Annotated in this window: 16 protein-coding genes; all 16 read left to right on the top strand. The window is 63.6% G+C overall.

What is annotated here, in order from left to right; all coding sequences use genetic code 11:
* The first annotated feature begins 17 nt into the window (after positions 1-17).
* The 16 genes from KF838_08715 to fliN all read left to right on the top strand — a co-directional run bounded on the left by KF838_08715 (position 18) and on the right by fliN (position 13,361).
* Positions 18-461, top strand: a complete 444-nt coding sequence (locus KF838_08715) for a hypothetical protein (protein QYK46866.1) — start codon at positions 18-20, stop codon at positions 459-461.
* A 20-nt stretch (positions 462-481) separates the two neighbouring features.
* Complete coding sequence (flgC, locus tag KF838_08710; protein ID QYK46865.1) at positions 482-898, top strand: flagellar basal body rod protein FlgC; 417 nt, start codon at positions 482-484, stop codon at positions 896-898.
* Positions 899-961: 63 nt separating this feature from the next.
* Complete coding sequence (fliE, locus tag KF838_08705) at positions 962-1,288, top strand: flagellar hook-basal body complex protein FliE (GenBank protein ID QYK46864.1); 327 nt, start codon at positions 962-964, stop codon at positions 1,286-1,288.
* Between the two features lie 169 nt (positions 1,289-1,457).
* Positions 1,458-3,161: a hypothetical protein gene (locus KF838_08700; protein QYK46863.1), complete on the top strand. Its 1,704-nt coding sequence runs from the start codon at positions 1,458-1,460 to the stop codon at positions 3,159-3,161.
* A 30-nt stretch (positions 3,162-3,191) separates the two neighbouring features.
* Positions 3,192-4,229 carry a flagellar motor switch protein FliG gene (gene fliG, locus KF838_08695; protein QYK46862.1) on the top strand — a complete coding sequence of 346 codons (1,038 nt, stop codon included), beginning with the start codon at positions 3,192-3,194 and terminating at the stop codon, positions 4,227-4,229.
* A 39-nt stretch (positions 4,230-4,268) separates the two neighbouring features.
* A complete protein-coding gene (locus tag KF838_08690) occupies positions 4,269-5,078 on the top strand; it encodes a hypothetical protein (GenBank protein ID QYK46861.1) in 810 nt (269 codons plus the stop codon).
* 65 nt (positions 5,079-5,143) lie between these two features.
* A complete protein-coding gene (locus KF838_08685; GenBank protein ID QYK46860.1) occupies positions 5,144-6,505 on the top strand; it encodes a FliI/YscN family ATPase in 1,362 nt (453 codons plus the stop codon).
* Between the two features lie 94 nt (positions 6,506-6,599).
* Positions 6,600-7,025: a flagellar FliJ family protein gene (locus tag KF838_08680; GenBank protein QYK46859.1), complete on the top strand. Its 426-nt coding sequence runs from the start codon at positions 6,600-6,602 to the stop codon at positions 7,023-7,025.
* Positions 7,025-7,747 (top strand): hypothetical protein, encoded by a 723-nt coding sequence (locus KF838_08675; GenBank protein ID QYK46858.1) that lies wholly within the window; start codon positions 7,025-7,027, stop codon positions 7,745-7,747. The genes KF838_08680 and KF838_08675 overlap by 1 nt, the downstream gene beginning before the upstream one ends.
* Positions 7,748-7,784: 37 nt before the next feature.
* Complete coding sequence (locus tag KF838_08670; protein QYK46857.1) at positions 7,785-9,089, top strand: flagellar hook-length control protein FliK; 1,305 nt, start codon at positions 7,785-7,787, stop codon at positions 9,087-9,089.
* A gap of 24 nt (positions 9,090-9,113) precedes the next feature.
* Positions 9,114-9,539, top strand: coding sequence for a hypothetical protein (locus tag KF838_08665; protein ID QYK46856.1), 426 nt, complete (start codon positions 9,114-9,116; stop codon positions 9,537-9,539).
* A complete protein-coding gene (locus tag KF838_08660; GenBank protein QYK46855.1) occupies positions 9,539-10,033 on the top strand; it encodes a hypothetical protein in 495 nt (164 codons plus the stop codon). Before KF838_08665 ends, KF838_08660 begins: the two co-directional genes overlap by 1 nt.
* Positions 10,034-10,063: 30 nt before the next feature.
* Positions 10,064-11,821 carry a flagellar hook-basal body complex protein gene (locus KF838_08655; GenBank protein ID QYK46854.1) on the top strand — a complete coding sequence of 586 codons (1,758 nt, stop codon included), beginning with the start codon at positions 10,064-10,066 and terminating at the stop codon, positions 11,819-11,821.
* A 165-nt stretch (positions 11,822-11,986) separates the two neighbouring features.
* The gene (locus KF838_08650) at positions 11,987-12,289 is read left to right on the top strand and encodes a hypothetical protein (GenBank protein QYK46853.1); all 303 of its coding nucleotides are present in this window, start codon (positions 11,987-11,989) and stop codon (positions 12,287-12,289) included.
* Positions 12,290-12,326: 37 nt separating this feature from the next.
* The gene (locus tag KF838_08645; protein QYK46852.1) at positions 12,327-12,845 is read left to right on the top strand and encodes a hypothetical protein; all 519 of its coding nucleotides are present in this window, start codon (positions 12,327-12,329) and stop codon (positions 12,843-12,845) included.
* A gap of 147 nt (positions 12,846-12,992) precedes the next feature.
* Positions 12,993-13,361 carry a flagellar motor switch protein FliN gene (gene fliN / locus KF838_08640; protein ID QYK46851.1) on the top strand — a complete coding sequence of 123 codons (369 nt, stop codon included), beginning with the start codon at positions 12,993-12,995 and terminating at the stop codon, positions 13,359-13,361.
* Positions 13,362-13,391 lie beyond the last annotated feature (30 nt).

Here is a 13,391-nt window from a genome sequence, read left to right as displayed (position 1 = left end):
GCGAGGGCAGTGGCGAGATGATCAACGGGATTGTCAATACCGGCGCGTTGCCCGTCCTTGAGATGGCGGTCGGGTATGCGAGCGCAAGGCAGCGGCTGCTCGCCCACAACATCGCGAACCTGAGCACGCCGGACTTCGTGCAGCGTGACGTCAGCCCCGAGACCTTTCAGCAGTATCTGCGCGAGGCGGTGCAGGAACGGCGTGAGAGGCGCGGATCTGCGGGGGGCATGCAGGGAGAGCTGCGGCCGCCGAGCTCGCGCGAGATCCAGATCGGCCCGGCGGGCCTTCGGCTCTCGCCCAAGTCGCCTCGGTCGGGTGTCCTGTTCCATGATCGCAACAACCGGGATATCGAGCGGCTGATGCAGGACATGGCCGAGAATTCTGCGGCGTACCGGGTGGCGATCGATCTCATGAGAAGCCAGTCCGAGATCATGAAGATGGCGATTGCACAGCGGGTTTGATCGGATAAGGAGTCCACCGGGTGTACGGAGCGCTTGACATCTCGACCAGCGGCATGGTGGCGGAGCGGACGCGATTCGCGTCGATCGCCGCGAATATCGCCAATCGCGACACGCTCGTCGATGCGGACGGGAAGTACAACCCGTATCGGCGTCGCCAGGCCATGTTTGCGCCGGGGGATCCGGCGGCGAGCACACCGGAAGGACGGAAGCTCGGCGTGCACGTGGCGAAGATCATGGTGAATGACGATGCGCTGATCGAGAAGCACGATCCGGCGCATCCTTTCGCGGATGAGCGCGGCTATGTGAAGGTGCCGGATATCAATCCGATCGTGGAGCAGTTGAACGCGATGGAGGCGGTGCGGTCGTATGAGGCGAACGTTCAGGCCGCGGAGGCGACCAAGTCGATGCTGATGCAGGCGCTCCGGCTGCTTGCGTGAGCGGGTTGCGAGTGGCATGGCTCGTGCGTAGATTGAATCGAACGGTGAATGAGAGGGCTGCACGTGTCTGATCCACTTGGACTGATCCGCGGGGGTGACGGGTTTGTCGGCCGTGCGGCACCGAACGGGAATGCTCTTCCCGGTGCGGCGCAGGGCAAGCCGGAGTCCGGTCCGTCATTCCGTGATGTTCTGATGCGCAACATCGAGCAGGTCAATGAGTTGCAGAAGGACGCGACGCTCGCGATCGAGCAGTTGCAGACCGGAGAGCGGCAGGATGTCGAGGGCGTGATCCTGGCGACGCACAAGGCCGATCTGGCGTTTCGGGCGCTTCAGAGCGTGCGGAACCGGATGATGGATGCGCTGGAAGAAGTGAAGCAGATGCGCGTCTGATCCGGGATTCGACCGGGCAGGAAGTGCGCGTCGCGCAGAATGGTGCGCTCGGCAGAGCGCAGGTTTGAAGCAAAGCGATGTCTCTGGCCGAAGGTAAGGGTCGCCCGAGGGCGTCGTGCCTGCGGGTTGATGTCTCCGTGGAACGGGGACTCTCGGCAGGAGGCCGGTCTTGGAGCGTTTACAGAACGCGATCGCGTTGGTCCGGAAGCGCCTGGGCGTGCTGACGCCGACCCAGAAGATGCTGATCGGCTCCGTGTGCGTGATCGCAGCGATGGCGCTCTTTCTTGTCTCTCAGTATGCCGGCAGCCCGGCGATGGTTGAGCTTCTGCCCGGAGTGGCTCCGGCGGAGCAGGCCCGGGCATCGGCGATTCTGAGAGCGTCGAACATCCAGGTCAGGGACGAGAACGGTCGGTTGATGGTCCAGCCGGGCACGGAGGGGCGCGCGCTTGCGATGCTCCAGGAGGAGGGGCACCTTCCCGATGACACGTCGCTCCTCTTCAGGAACCTGATCGAGAAGCAGAGCTGGCAGAACTCACGCACACAGAACGAGCAGATGTTCCAGATCGCTCTGCAGAACGAGCTTGGAAGAGTGATCTCGAACTTCAAGGGAATCCGGCGGGCGACGGTCTTGATCGACGCGCCGCAGGCGGTCGGGCTGGGGGCTGCGGTCCGGAAGCCGACCGCTTCGGTAACGGTCTTTACGGATGGTGGCAGAGCGTTGGATCAGGCGACGGTGGACGCGGTCGCGTCTCTTGTGAGCGGTGCGAAGTCCGGACTGCTTGTGGATAACGTGCGTGTGATCGATGGCTCGACGGGGCGTCAGCGGACGCCGACGTCGTCGGATCAGGTGATGCCGGTCCACTATCGAGAGGCCGCGGCGCATGCCGAGGAGCAGAAACGCCGCCAGATTCTGGAGCTTGTGTCGTATATCCCGGGCGTGGTGGTGGCGGTGACTGCGGAGGTTGACATCACCCGGCGCGATTCACAGTCCACGATGTATTCGTCGGTGGACGAGGGGGGCACGGTCTCGCTGCTGAGGAGCGAAACGAAGAACAGCGTCACGGACTCTTCCGGGGGCGGATCAGCCGAGCCGGGTATCCGCTCGAACCAGGGTCAGGATATCTCTCGCGGCAGCGGGGGCTCCGGGCAGAGGTCCGAGCAGAAGGACACTCAGACAGAGATGGAGAATCGTGTCGGTTCCAAGACCGAACGGGTGGTGGATCCACGCGGGATGACGACCAGACTGGCGGCGAGTGTGAACGTGCCGCAGGGGTACGTCGAGATGCTCGTGAAGCGGGCGAAGGAGTTGGCGTCTGGCGGGGCTTCGACCAGCGCGCCGGTTGCGATCACGCAGGACGAGGTTCGCGACAAGTTCATGGAGATCGAAGCGGACATTCGGGCGAGTCTTCTGCCTCATTTGAGGGCTGGAGCCACGGATGGCGAGGTTCGTGTGTCGATGGTGCCGGTCGAGTTGCCGCCGATAGGTGTCGGCGGTCCGACACAGGCGGGGATGTTCGGATCTGGTGGCGGGGGCGTACTTGCGCTCGGGACGGGCAGTGGTCTGATCGAGAAGGGTGTGCTCGGTGTGCTGGCGCTCGCGGCAGTCGGGATGATGCTTCTCATGGTGAGGAAGACGACGAAGCCGGTGTCGCTGCCGACGCCGCAGGAGATCGTCGGCGTTCCGCCCACGCTTGAGACCGGCGCGAGCGTCGTGGGAGAGGCAGACGAGATGGAGACCGCGATGGCGGGGATCGAGATCGAAGAGGACTCGGTGCGTGTGCAGAAGATGCTCGAGCAGCTGGGTGAGATGGTGAAGACGGATCCGGTCGGGACGACACGCGTGTTGAACCGTTGGCTCCAGGTTGATCAGTGATCGCAGGGATTGGTCGTAGCGGAGTGAGCGATGGCGCGGAAGCCACATGACAAACTGCCGAGCGACCCGGCGGAGTTGGAAGGCCTGACGAAGGCCGCGATCCTGCTTTTGACGATCGGTCCGGAGCAGGCGGCGGCGATGCTCAAGTCGCTTCCGGCGGAGACTGTCGAGGAGGTCACGCGCGAGCTTGCGGGTCTCGGGCGTGTGCCGGATGCGCTCCAGTCGGCTGTGGTGGAGGAGTTCTACAACCTGACGATGGCGCAGCGGTTCGTGAACGAGGGGAGTCTGGATTACGCGAAGCAGGTGCTTGCCCAGTCGCTCGATCCGAAGCAGGCAGAGAGGGTGCTTGCCCAGATCCAGACGCAGGTGCAGAAGACACCGTTCAGCTTCCTGCAGCGCGCCGAGACGGACAACCTCTTGACGTTCATTCAGGATGAGCACCCGCAGACGATCGCGCTGATCACATGCCATCTTCCGCATCACAAGGCGGCGGAGATCATCGGCGGGTTGCCGGTGCAGAAGCAGATCGAGGTGATCAAGCGGATCGCGAACATGGAGCAGACCAATCCCGAGGTCATCCGCGAGGTGGAGAAGGGGCTGGAGAGCCGCCTGGCGAGCATGCTGACACAGTCGATGGAGAAGGCGGGTGGTGTGCCGACTGTTGCGGAGATCCTGAATCTCGCCGATCGCTCGACAGAGAAATCGATCATGGAGGGTCTCGAGGCGGACGATCCGGATCTGGTGGAACAGATCAGGCGGTTGATGTTCGTGTTCGAGGACATCCTCATGGTCAACGACAAGGGGATCCAGGCCGTTCTGAAGGAGGTCGAGAACAGCGAGCTTGCGTTGGCGCTGAAGACCGCGAGCGAGGAGTTGAAGCAGAAGATCTTCGGCAACATGTCCGAGCGTGCGGCATCGATGATCAAGGAAGACATGGAGTACATGGGTCCTGTGCGCGTGAGCGATGTCGAATCGGCGCAGCAGCGGATCGTCGATGTCGTCAGGCGTCTGGAAGAGTCCGGAGAGGTCGCGATCTCTGGGCGCGGTGAGAGCGAGATGATGGTCTGACCGGCAGCAAGCGGTGTTGCGACAAGCGGAGCGTGATCGATGGGTCTGATACGGCGTCCCGACATCCAGCAGATGGCAAGAGACGCCATCGTGATGAATCTCGGGGACATGGCGCGCGAGGGCGAGCGTCTGGCTGCGAAAGCGCAGGCAGATGCCGCGCGGATCGTTGCTGAGGCCACAGCCGAGCGTGAGCGACTGCTCTCGGGCGCTTCGGAACAGGGGCGTGCAGAGGGGTATCAGAAGGGGCTGGAAGAGGGACGTGCTGCTGGTATTGAGGAGGGGCGTCGGGCTGCCTTGGAATCTCACGCGGCAGAGTTGGCGAGATTGCAGCAGTCCTGGGAGCGTGAGATCCAGGAGTTTGAGGCCCAACGTACGGAGATGCTGTCGGCGCTCCGCAGGGATGCTGTTTCACTCGCGGTTGCGCTCGCCGAGCGTGTCATTCGGCGCTCGGTCGAAGCGGACGAGTCGGTTGTGTTGCGACAGATCGAGGCGGCGCTTGGTGTTCTTGCCCGTGCGACGCGTATCGCGGTTGCGATCCACCCCGATGATGAGGAACTCGTGAGAGGGGCTTTGCCGGGTCTTGTGCAGCGGTTCTCTGAGGTGACCCACGCTGAGATCGCGCTCGATCGCGATATTCCACGAGGCGGCTGCGTGGTACGAACCGAGTCCGGAGGGATGATCGACGCGACGCTTCGGTCTCAGCTCGACCGTCTGGCCTCGGCGATCGGTGCGCGGGGTTGCTCGATCGAGGGTGCGTTACGTCCTGTTGTCGCTGCGGAGGATGAACGCACTGTCGGCCAGAGGGAGCAGGGTGAGATCACGGGCGATCAGTCGAGATCCGCGGCATGACTGCTGCGCGAGCGAAAGGGGCGGAGGCGAGTGGCCGCGCAACACCATGTGGCTCGCGTGTTGCCATGGATCTCGGACCAGAGTTCTCGATGCTCGGCAGGGCGCAGCCGCTCGGGGTCACCGGGCGGGTTGCGGCGGTGCGTGGGATGACCGTGCTCGTTGAGGACCTTCCTTTGCCGGTGGGGACACTGGTTTCGATCGGGCGTGGCGATGGCGCGTGCGCGGGGGAGATCGTCGGATTCTCTCGCGAGCACGCGGTCATCATGTCGCTGGGTCGAATGAACGGTGTTCGCCCGGGTGATGATGTGGTTGGTGAGCAGTCATCGCCGACGATCGGTGCGGGGATGTCGCTTGTCGGGCGGGTGATCGACGGTCTTGGAAGGCCGATCGACGGCAAGGGACCGGTGTCGGGGCTGTCGCCGACGCTGCTCTCTCCGGAGCCGCTGCGGGCGATGACGCGGAGGCGTGTGACCGAGCGGATCGACACCGGGGTGCGATCGATCGACCTCATGATGACGATGGGGCGTGGACAGCGAATGGGAATCTTTGCCGGACCTGGTGTGGGCAAGAGCACACTGCTCGGAACGATCGCAAAGGGGACGAGCGCGGACGTGTCAGTCGTCGCGCTGATCGGCGAGCGAGGGCGAGAGGTGCGCGACTTTGTCGAGCACACACTCGGGCCTGAGGGGCTGGCTCGATCTGTCGTTGTCGTCGCGACGGGGGATGAGTCGCCCTTGATGCGCGTTCGTGCGGCGATGGCGGCGATGTCGATCTCCGAGTGGTTCAGAGATCGCGCGATGGACGTGATGCTGATCATGGATTCCGTCACGCGATTCGCGCATTCCCAGCGCCAGATCGGGCTCACGGTGGGTGAGCCGCCCGCCACACGCGGGTACACGCCGAGCGTGTTTGCCAGTCTCGCACAACTCATGGAGCGTGCAGGTGCGGTTGATCTCCCCGGGGGCAGATCAGGATCTGTGACGGGCATCTTCAGCGTTCTGGTTGAGGGTGACGACATGACCGAGCCGGTTGCCGACGCGTCACGAGGCATCCTGGATGGGCATGTGTGGCTCTCTCGTAAGCTTGCGCAACGCGGCCACTATCCAGCGGTAGACGTTCTGGACTCGGTCAGTCGAGTCGCTGACGACGTGACTGATAAGGGGCATCAGTCGGCGCGACGGCAGATCCAGCGGCTTGTTGCGCTCTACCGCGACATTGAGGAGCTTGTTCGCATCGGTGCGTATGCGTCGGGGTCGAGCGCGGAGACCGACGTGGCCATCGAGTTGATGCCGCGGATCGACGCGCTGCTGAGACAGAGCCGCGACGAGAGAGTCTTGTTTGACGAAGCAAGATCCGAGCTCGTCAAGCTTGCTCTGGTGTCGGGGGACATGGTGCAGAAGCGTGGTCAGGTACGAGTGAAGACTTGAGCATCGGGCGTGAAAGGAATCGCTGCCAGTGGCAAGGTTCGTGTTCCAACTCGAGGCCGTGTTGCGTATGCGTCGACGCGAGGAGGATCGTGCCATGCTCGCCCTTGCCGAGTGCGAGCGGGTTCGCCTTGAGCGGCTGCGTGTCGCCGGCGAGATCGAGTCTCGAGTTGCGATGGGGAGAGCAGACTGGAGGGATCGGCTTGCTTCAGGAGAGGGAGTCGGCGGCGTCGAGATGGGCGCGGTGAGACTGCAAGCGAACTCGACCCTCAGGGATCTTGTTGTGCTGAAGCAGGCCGCGATGCAGGTCGCGGCGGCGGAGCGCCAGGTCTCACGAGCACGCGATGAGTTGCTGCAAGCGACTCGACGTCGGCGAGCGATCGAGGATCTTCGTCAGCAGAGACTCGATGAGTGGCGTTTGCAGGATCTTCGCCAGGAGCAGCGTGAGATGGACGAGATGGCGATCATGGGACGTTCATCCCGGCGCGGCGAGTTGGATCGGCTGATTGAAGGAGCGGTGTGATGCGCACGATCTGGAATGCCTTGTCGGTGATGGCGATTGCGAATCTGATCGCTCTCGCGAGCATTGTCGCCTGGCTTGTCGTCGGGGGGCGTGTGGATCGCGACCGTGTGCAGCGTGTGCGCGAGACCTTTGTCGAGACGGTGGCCGAGGAGCGGCTGCGGCTCGAGCAGGAAGAGGCGGAGAGGCAGGCCACGGAACTTGCGGCCATCGAAGAGGCGAGAAAGAAGGAAGGATCGCCGGTTCCGTTCGCAGATGCGATGGACATGAGGATCCAGCGGAATGCCGACGAGGAGCAGCGGCTCGAGAGACTGCGCAAGGAGATCTCGCTGTTGCAGGCAGCGATTGCGCGTGAACAGCGCAAGATCGACTCGGATCTTGAGGCACTCGAGGTGAGAGAGAAGGCGTTCGCAGCGATGCGAGAGCAGATACGCCTGACCGAAGGGAACAAGCAGTTTCGAAAGGCCGTGTCGGTTCTGGAGTCACTGGATGCGGCCGATGCGATGGCTGCAATGGCGGAGATGCTGCGTTCTGGGGATCCGGAGCAGGTGGTCGCGTATCTGAACGCGATGCAGGATCGAAAGCGTGCGGCAGTGTTGACGGAGTTTATCGCGGCTGGGCAGCAGCAAGTGGCAGCGGAATTGCTGGAACGGCTCAGGACGCGCGGTTCAGAGCCGTTGCCCGAGCAGTCCGCTCTGGGTGGCGCTCTGAGTGCCGGCCCATAAGGGATCCCGATTGAGTCCTCTATCCAGCGAGCGGACGTTGGAGAGCGTCCGACCAGCAGGGACCGAGACCGGCGGCGGAGCCGCAGAGAGCAGGAAACGCGGTGCGGACAGCGGTGATACGCCGTCGTTCGACGACGCGATGTCGCGCGCCGAGGGTATCTATGTCACGCTCGACGGTCGGCTTGATGTCGCTGCGTTGATGGCGCTTGATCGGCCGATCGACCAGCAGCAGGCGGCGATCGATCACAAGCGAGCGACCATCGAGGGGAGTCGGCGCGAGGAGCCCTCGGAACAGCTTACTGTTGTAAATGATGGCGGGCGTCGGACTTCGGGCCGCGTTGTGACCGCAAGCCATCAGAAGCCCGCTGAGATTCCTGTGCCGCCGCCTGCTGATAGGAGTGGACAGAACGGGTTCGGCATCGAGATTCCGGCGGGTGAGCCACGGGAGGACCCGCGCGCGATGCCGGTGAGCTCTGAGCGTCTGGGCACGACGCAGCCAGCGAAGCACGATCAGTTGGCTTCTCCATTGCACGCACAGGTCCCAATCGGTGGCGAGGTGATTCGCAGCGGCGCGGCGTTGGGTGCGTCTCGTGGTGAGGTGGCTGTCGGGGGTGTTGGGTCTGTCCAGCCGGTGTCGAGCACGGGTGGCCAGATGGGTGCGGGTACGAATGGAGAGTCGGCACTCTCGGATCATGGCGGTCGCGCGGCACTCGCACGACTGGTCGGTATCGGCGCGAGGCACGAACAAGCAGCGCAGACGGATCGGCCAGCTTCAGCGCTCAGATTCGAGCAGGAAACGCAGGTATCAGCGCAGTTCAAGCGCGGTCTCGCGCAGGTGCTGAAGGCCGGGGGGGGTGAGATCACGATGCGGCTCAATCCCGAGCAGCTTGGCGCCCTGCGTATACAGGTGCGTGTCGGATCGGGGGTCATAGGTGTACGCGTGCAGGCGGAGACTGAACAGGCACGGGAATTGCTGATTCGGGACTCAGCGACATTGAGAGCCGCGCTGGAATCGCGTGGCCTTGATGTGGAGTACCTGACGATCGACAAGCCGGCGCGGAGCGCGGGGCAGATCGATGGCCAGACTTCGGAGACGCCGCCCCACGAGGATCGCGGGGCTGGGGATATGCGCGAGGATCGCTCGCACGGCGGAGACCGTCAATCCCAGGACGCGGGGGCGCAGGGACGCGCTCGCTGGTCGTGGCGCGGAGCGCCTGAGTCACTTCCTGATGGAGCGGCAGGTGCGATCGATCCGCGCCTGGCGTATGGCGGTCGCTGGCTGGAGCCGCATGCAGCGCTCGCCGAGGTTGCGGGTGTGATTCGTCTCGACGCGACGGGCTGAGCCACGTAGACGAAGGAGTTCGTGATGTCGATACAGGGTGTGCTTGGTGCTGGCGAGGGGACGAGGACGGCATCGGGGGATGCGTTCAGCAACCTGAGCAGCGAGGAGTTCACGAAGATCATCCTGACCGAGCTTCAGAATCAGGATCCGCTGTCGCCGAACGACACGGGAGCGCTGCTGCAGCAGCTCTCGAGCATTCGGTCGATTCAGTCGGATCTTGAGCTGCAGTCGCGGCTCACATCCATGGTTGCGCAGAACGAGCTTGCCGGGGCGTCGAGTCTGATCGGGCGTCGTGTCAGCGGCCTCACCGATTCCAACCAGAGGGTGGAAGACGAGGTTGAGTCGGTGTCAAGGACAAACGCCGGCGCGGTCTTGAACCTGAAGGGCGGGAAGAAGATGCGAATGGCGTATCTCGACGAGATTCTCGCGACAGTTCCGGAGACCAAGTGATGGCGAGTGGAGCAGAACTGCTGAGAGCTCTGGGCGCCGGCGTGAATGGGCCGGAGCGGCTCTCTACGAACAAAGCGACCGCGCCCGTTTCGGGAGGCGTGCAGGCAGACTTTGCCGCGCTGCTCGAGCAAGCGAGGGCGGGCGCGCTAGAGACCGGCCTGCCTGTCCGAATCGCGAGCGGGTCAGCCACGGAACTGAGCGAAGAGCAGTTGCATCGCATGGGTCCGGTTCTTGATCGGCTGCATGCGAGCGGCGCGAGCCACGCGCTCGTCGCGATCGATGGAAGGTTCTTCAAGGTGGATGTCCTGACTCGCGAGGTGCGGGGCGAGTTTGATCCGGCCTCAGGAGAGTTGCTGGACGGCATTGATGCGGTGGCTTCGGTTCCTGGTCGGCAGGCAGCGGAGAGCGACGAACCGAGCGGGTCCGTCGGGCTTCCGACGGTGCCTGTGATGGGGCCATCTCTGGCGAGAGCGATCGGCGTTGACGCGGCATAAGCCGTGTGATTCGGCACGGGAGGATTCACGATGGCGACAACAACCGCTTTCTACACAGGGCTCTCGGGGCTCGCGGCGAACTCGCGGACGATCGAGGTCGTCGGCAATAACATCGCGAACGCGAACACGACGGCATTCAAATCCAGCCGCGTGAGTTTCTCCAACATGTTCGGCAGGACGCTGAGCATCGGTACGCCTCCCGGCGACACGACTGGCGGCACGAATCCCTCGCAGGTGGGCTTCGGCGTGAGGGTTGCGGGAACGCAGCGTCAGATGGGTGGCGGTGCGATAAGCCCAACCGGTGATGGTCGCGACTTGGCGATCGACGGCAACGGGTTTTTCATGGTGGAGCGAGGCGGCCAAGTGGGGTATACGCGGGCCGGCGGCTTTCGTCAGAACAGTGAGGGCGACCTCACGACCGTGACCGGTGAGCGTCTGCTCGGGTACTCCGTTGATTCAGAGTACAACATCCAGCGTGGCACGCTGGGCGGCATTTCGATACCGATCGGTGAGCTGACGATCGCAGAGGCCACAACGCTCACGCGATTCAGCGGCAATCTGAATGCGGGCGGCAGCGCGTCAACGAGGGGCTCTGAGGTGACACTCGGTTCGTCGGAGATGGCAGGGTTCTCGCTTGTTGCAGGCGCGACAGTGCCGGCCAGCGGATCGAATCTGCTCGAAACGACGAGTCTCGTGGTTGAGATCGAGGATCCTCTGGCTCCCGGCAGCGGTACGCCGTTGTTCATTGCCGGACAGTCTCTTGAGGTCCGCGGGGCGCAACGCGGCGGTACGACATTGCCGCCCAACTCGCTTCGCATCGAATCGACGACGACGGTTCAGGACATCATGGACTTTCTGACGCGAGCGATGGGCTTGCACAGCACGGGCGGGACCAATCCCGATGGCGAGACGCCTGGGGTGACGCTCGATCCCGCGACTGGCGTCATGACCATCGTTGGGAACACGGGCTCGGCGAACGCGATTCAGATTGATGCATCGGACCTTCGCGTGCTGAGCGCGGAGGGCGGGCTCGTATCGACACCGTTTGTGCCGTCGGTGGTGCATGAGGCGGATGGAGAGTCCGTGAGAACGGCGTTCATCGTCTACGACTCACTGGGTGCGCCTGTGCAGGTCGAGGTGATGTTTGCGCTTGAGTCCAAGGGCGATCTCGGGACAAGGTGGCGGTACTACGTTGATTCCCGCGATGGCGGCGGGGGCGATGTTCGTGTTGCGACCGGCACGGTTGACTTTGATACGAACGGGCGGCTTCTGACGACGGCACCCATCGGAGTGACCGTTGACAGGTCTGGCACCGGTGCGAACCCCGCCTTGTCGTTTGAGATCGACCTGCAGGACGATGCGGGGGAAGTGACAGCACTCTCGGGCAGCGGCTCGGCTGTGGCGGCTGTCTACCGGGACGGTTCCCCGATCGGGACGCTTGCCGACTTCGGCATCGGGGCTGATGGGGTTGTCACGGGTGTGTTCACGAACGGGCTGACTCGACCCTTAGCCCAGGTCGCGCTCGCGACGTTCAGGAACTCCGAGGGGCTTGTAGATCTTGGGAACAACATCTATGTGGTGGGCTCGAACAGCGGCCCTGCGGTCGAGGCGCTGCCGGGTGAACTGGGCGCGGGCGTGATCGTGAGTGGCGCGCTCGAGCTCTCGAACGTTGATCTGGGACAGGAGTTCATCACGATGATCACTGCCTCGACGGGCTACTCCGCCAGCTCGCGTGTCGTGCGGACTGCGGACGACCTGATCCAGCAGCTGCTCCTGATCGGACGTTGAGCGTCGCCCGCGGGTCGTCCGATAACAAGTGTCCGAAGCGTTCGAACAGTGTATCTGTTGCCCGATGAGCGTCGTCATCGAGGCAGCGGGGCCCAGTGCTTAAGACGTTCGTGTACGGAACCGATGCTCAAAGACCCGGTGCGATTGGCCGGGTCGGAGCATGTCATGCGCACGGTCAGCGGGTTCCAAGGTCTGCGGCACATGGAACGCCATCAGAGGATGAGTGCTGTCCTCGGCGGGCTGTGCATCTTCGCCATGGCGATCGGCGTGACCCCGGGGCTATCGGCTGGACAGGTCTTCGGAGCGATCGTTGCCATACTGGCGTTTGGGTCGATCCTGACATTGGCGATTGGGTCGAAGGTCGGGAGAGCGGCCGGACCTGTTGCAGGTCGGATCGCGCCCGAGGCGACCTCGGTTTCGGATGGGGTGCGGGTGGCGAACGGGCGTTCGGGACGCCGCGCGGCGTGACCATGAGTGTGTGGATCCCCATGGATGGGAGAGCGGGATGTCAGCAGAGACCCCCAAGTCGGAAGAGAAAGCGGCGAAGAAGAAGGGTCTTCCGCTGCCGATCGTCGTCGGGGCATTGATGGCCGTTGAGGGGATCGCGGTCTTCGCAGCGGTCAAGATGATGTCCGCTCCTGCCAAGAGCGAGGCATCGGAGATCGACGGCGGGCATGCCGCGGCGGAAACGGCTCTCGTGGAGCTCAGACTGGTGGAGGACCGGTTCCAGAACATGCAGACCGGGCGGGTCTGGCTCTGGGACGTGGAGATCTTCCTCAAGGTGAAGGCCAAGCACGAGGACCACGTCGCGTTTGTGCTTCAGGCACGATCGGCTGAGATCAAAGAGGGTGTCTCCATGCTCTTCAGGCGGGCGAGCCACGCCCAGTTGAAGGAGCCGGGCCTGGAGACAATGAACCGGCAGCTCACGGCGTACATGGCCGAGGTGATGGGGACCGATCCGAACGGAGACCCCTACATCGCACGGGTGCTCATCCCGCGTTGCAAGGGCATGCAGATCGATTGATGCGCGGCGGACGGCCGGAACCGCGCGGAGATTGCGCGTGGCGGCAATATTGGCGTGCTGGTGGGTATCTCACCGATACCAGATCGCCACTGTGTCGGCGTTGTGGCTGCGCCGTGGCAAGGGTCATGATCTGCAGAGGCGGAGCCAATGTCAGAGCAGACGAGTCCTCCGGATAGTGCGACGCCTGGCGGCGAGACATCGCCGGCGAAGTTTCAGATTCCCGACATCCAGGGTGTGGGGGGCAGTGCGGAGAGCCAGGGGATCTCCTTGCTGGCGGACGTCGCGCTCAACGTGAAGATTGAACTCGGCCGGACGCGGATGCTCGTTGAGGATGTTCTTAAACTCGGCGAGGGCGCGGTCGTCGAACTCGAGAAGCTCGCGGGAGACCCGGTTGACGTGTATGTGAACGAGCGCCACGTGGCCCGCGGCGAGATTCTTGTGCTGAACGACAACTTCTGTGTGCGTATCAGCGAGATCGTGGAGACGCCAACAGACCGAGTCAAGACGCCGGCGTGATGACAAGTTGTGATTCGACGCGAGGATCGC

This window comes from Phycisphaeraceae bacterium (assembly GCA_019454185.1).
Taxonomy (GTDB): domain Bacteria; phylum Planctomycetota; class Phycisphaerae; order Phycisphaerales; family UBA1924; genus JAHBWV01.
Note: the sequence above shows the minus strand (reverse complement) of the source record. Positions and strands in the feature narration are given on the sequence as shown.

What these genes read in the sequence shown, in the direction of transcription:
- KF838_08690 (QYK46861.1), top strand. Translation starts at nt 4,269, where the DNA reads ATGGGTCTGATACGGCGTCCCGACATCCAGCAGATGGCAAGAGACGCC.
- KF838_08665 (QYK46856.1), top strand. Translation starts at nt 9,114, where the DNA reads ATGTCGATACAGGGTGTGCTTGGTGCTGGCGAGGGGACGAGGACGGCA.
- fliG (QYK46862.1), top strand. Translation starts at nt 3,192, where the DNA reads ATGGCGCGGAAGCCACATGACAAACTGCCGAGCGACCCGGCGGAGTTG.
- KF838_08680 (QYK46859.1), top strand. Translation starts at nt 6,600, where the DNA reads ATGCTCGCCCTTGCCGAGTGCGAGCGGGTTCGCCTTGAGCGGCTGCGT.
- KF838_08650 (QYK46853.1), top strand. Translation starts at nt 11,987, where the DNA reads ATGCGCACGGTCAGCGGGTTCCAAGGTCTGCGGCACATGGAACGCCAT.
- KF838_08660 (QYK46855.1), top strand. Translation starts at nt 9,539, where the DNA reads ATGGCGAGTGGAGCAGAACTGCTGAGAGCTCTGGGCGCCGGCGTGAAT.
- KF838_08645 (QYK46852.1), top strand. Translation starts at nt 12,327, where the DNA reads ATGTCAGCAGAGACCCCCAAGTCGGAAGAGAAAGCGGCGAAGAAGAAG.
- KF838_08715 (QYK46866.1), top strand. Translation starts at nt 18, where the DNA reads ATGATCAACGGGATTGTCAATACCGGCGCGTTGCCCGTCCTTGAGATG.
- KF838_08655 (QYK46854.1), top strand. Translation starts at nt 10,064, where the DNA reads ATGGCGACAACAACCGCTTTCTACACAGGGCTCTCGGGGCTCGCGGCG.
- fliN (QYK46851.1), top strand. Translation starts at nt 12,993, where the DNA reads ATGTCAGAGCAGACGAGTCCTCCGGATAGTGCGACGCCTGGCGGCGAG.
- KF838_08685 (QYK46860.1), top strand. Translation starts at nt 5,144, where the DNA reads ATGGATCTCGGACCAGAGTTCTCGATGCTCGGCAGGGCGCAGCCGCTC.
- KF838_08675 (QYK46858.1), top strand. Translation starts at nt 7,025, where the DNA reads ATGCGCACGATCTGGAATGCCTTGTCGGTGATGGCGATTGCGAATCTG.